Genomic DNA, 2807 nt, shown 5'->3' with positions numbered 1-2807 from the left:
CGCTCTAGCAGGTCACGGCGGCCAAAGTGGCCACGGCGGCCCCGCCGCCAAGTCCGCGCCGCGCAAGAGCGCAGGCGGCGGCAGCTTCCGCCGCGAGGACATGGGCGGTGGGAGCGGCGCGCCTGCCCGCCCCCGCGGCCCCGCGCCCGAGGCCGGTACGCCGCCGCGGCGCGATCAGCGCCGTGCCACCGGCGTGCGCCCGCCGGAGAGCCCGGCCCAGCCCCGGCCGCGCCCGGCCCCTCGCCTCCGCGCCGATGAGGGCGACGGCCCCGAAGGCGAGCGCCTGTCCAAGCGCATGACGGCCCTGGGCCTGGCCGCGCGCCGCGCGGCCGCTGAATGGATCGCCGCCGGCTGGGTGCGCGTGGACGGCGAGCTGGCCGTGCTGGGCCAGCGCGTGGGCCCCGAGGCCCGTATCGAGGTGGACCCCGCCGCCCGCCAGGAGCAGGCCAAGCAGGTCACCATCCTGCTGCACAAGCCCATCGGCTATGTCTCCGGCCAGGCCGAGGACGGCTATGAGCCCGCCTCCGTGCTGGTCAAGAGCGCCACACACTGGAAGGACGACCCCTCCGGCCTGAAGTACCACGCCGGTCATGCGCGCGGCCTGGCCCCGGCCGGCCGTCTGGACATCGACTCCACCGGCCTCTTGGTGCTGACGCAGGACGGCCGCGTGGCCAAGCTGCTGATCGGCGAGGAGAGCAAGGTCGAGAAGGAGTACCTGGTGCGTGTGGAGTACCTGGGGCCCCCAGGCGGCCGTGCCGCCGCCCCCCAGGGGGGACAGGGCGACTTGGGGCGGCCCGGCGTCGTCCTGCGCGGCCAGGCCTCCCCCATGAAGGACTTTCCCGAGCAAGACCTGGCCCTGCTGAACCATGGTCTGGAGCTGGATGGCGTGCAGCTCAAGCCCGCCAAGGTCAGCTGGATCAATGAGGACCAGCTGCGCTTCGTGCTGCGCGAGGGCCGCAAGCGCCAGATCCGCCGCATGTGCGAGCTGGTGGGACTCAAGGTCGTGGGCCTGAAGCGGGTGCGCATCGGCCGCATCAATCTGGGCCATCTGCCCGCGGGCCAGTGGCGCTACCTCGCGCCCTGGGAGCGCTTCGACTGATGCCCGCGGCTGCCACCACGGGCGCCAGCGGCCTGCCCGCCCGCCCCAGCCTGGGCTGGCAGGTGCTGGCCCTGGCCCTGCTGCTGGGCCTGCAGCCCATCGGCACCGATCTCTACCTGCCTGCCCTGCCGGCCCTGCGCGCCGAGCTGGGGGCGGCCATGTCGGCCACCCAGCTCACGCTCTCGGGCCTGATCCTGGCCTTCGGCCTGGGGCAGCTGCTGATGGGGCCGCTGTCGGATCGCCTGGGCCGCCGCCCCGTGCTGCTGGGCGGACTCACGCTCTTCGCCATGGAGGGTGCGGGCGGCGCCCTGGCCGCCGATATCGAGCTGCTGGTGCTGTGCCGGGTGATGCAAGGCCTGGGTCTGGCCGCCTCGGTGGTGGGGGCCCGCGCCATGCTGCGCGACTGGTTCGCCCCGCACGAGGGCGCGCGCGTCATGGCCCGGGCCCTGGGCGGCCTGGGTCTGCTGGCCATGCTCAGCCCACCCTTGGGCGGTCTGTTGGCCGCCACCCTGGGCTGGCGCTGGACCTTGCTGGCCATCGCCCTGGCGGGCGTGACGGCGCTGGTGGTGGTCACGCGGCGCATCCCCGAGAGCCTGAGCCGCCGCGATCCCCTGGCACTGCAGCCGCGCCGCTTGCTGGCCAACTGGGCCCAGGTGGCGGCGCATCCGGGCTTTCGCGCCTACACCCTGCTCACCACCCTGGCCTACGGCACGCTCTACACCTTTCTGGCGGCCTCGGCCTTTGTCTTCATCGAGGTGCTGGGCCTGGGCCGCGGCAGCTACGGCCTGGTGGTGGGCGCGGGGGCGGGCATCTATGTGCTGGGCACCCTGCTGTGCCGGCGCTGGCTCGCGCGCCTGAGCCTGGCCGCCACCGCGCGGCGCGGCGCGCTCTTCACCGCCACCGGCGCCCTGGGCATGGCCCTGGCGGCCTGGGTGCTGCCGCCCTCGGCCCCGGCCCTGCTGCTGCCGCATGTCTTCATCATGCTGGGCCATGGGGTGCTGCAGCCCTGCAGCCAGGTGGGGGCGGTCGGCCCCTTTCCCCAGCTGGCGGGCACGGCAGCCGCGCTCTCGGGCTTTGTCTCCGCCCTGGGCGCATTTCTTGTGGGCGCCTGGCTCAGCCTGAGCCTGGACGGCACGGTGCGCCCCATGGCCGCCACCATGGCCGTGCTGGGCGCGGGGGCTGCGCTGTGCGCCTGGACCCTGGTGCAGACCCAGGCCCGCCCCGACACTCACTCATGAACACGAACTTGAAGCTGCGCCCCATCTGCCTGGCCGGCCCCACCGGCTGCGGCAAGACCGCCGCCGCCCTGGCCCTGGCCCAGTACCTGCCGCTGGAAATCATCAGCGTGGACTCGGCCCTGGTCTACCGCGGCATGGACATCGGCACGGCCAAGCCCACGCCGGCCGAGCAGGCCATCGCCCCCCACCACCTGATTGACATCCTGGACCCGCGGGAGAGCTACAGCGCCGCCGAGTTCGCGCGCGACGCGCAGCGCCTGGCCGCCGAGGTCCTGGCCCGCGGCCGCCTGCCCCTGCTGGTGGGCGGCACCATGCTGTATTTCAAGGCCTTGTTCGAGGGCCTCTCGCCCCTGCCCCAGGCCGACGAGGCCCTGCGCCTCGAGCTGGACACCGAGGCCGCGCGCATCGGCTGGCCGGCCATGCATGCGCGCCTGGCCGAGGTGGACCCCATCACCGCGGCCCGCCTGGCG

3 protein-coding genes are annotated in these 2807 nt (G+C 74.3%); all 3 read left to right on the top strand.

Annotation, left to right across the window (positions count from 1 at the left end):
• Positions 1 to 1099, top strand: a 1099-nt coding sequence (locus ACK5F2_RS01100; RefSeq protein WP_409862167.1) for a pseudouridine synthase, incomplete at its 5' end; no start/stop codon positions are given.
• The gene (locus tag ACK5F2_RS01095; RefSeq protein ID WP_409862166.1) at positions 1099 to 2337 is read left to right on the top strand and encodes a multidrug effflux MFS transporter; all 1239 of its coding nucleotides are present in this window, start codon (positions 1099 to 1101) and stop codon (positions 2335 to 2337) included. The genes ACK5F2_RS01100 and ACK5F2_RS01095, both read left to right, overlap by 1 nt.
• Positions 2334 to 2807: tRNA (adenosine(37)-N6)-dimethylallyltransferase MiaA (gene miaA, locus ACK5F2_RS01090; RefSeq protein ID WP_409862164.1), on the top strand; the 474-nt coding region annotated here is incomplete at its 3' end. The genes ACK5F2_RS01095 and miaA, both read left to right, overlap by 4 nt.

This window comes from Roseateles sp. (assembly GCF_046300915.1).
Taxonomy (GTDB): Bacteria; Pseudomonadota; Gammaproteobacteria; order Burkholderiales; family Burkholderiaceae_C; genus Kinneretia.
This window is presented reverse-complemented; position numbering and strand designations above follow the sequence as displayed.

Coding starts and splice junctions, on each gene's coding strand:
- ACK5F2_RS01095 (WP_409862166.1), top strand. CDS start 1,099: ATGCCCGCGGCTGCCACCACGGGCGCCAGCGGCCTGCCCGCCCGCCCC.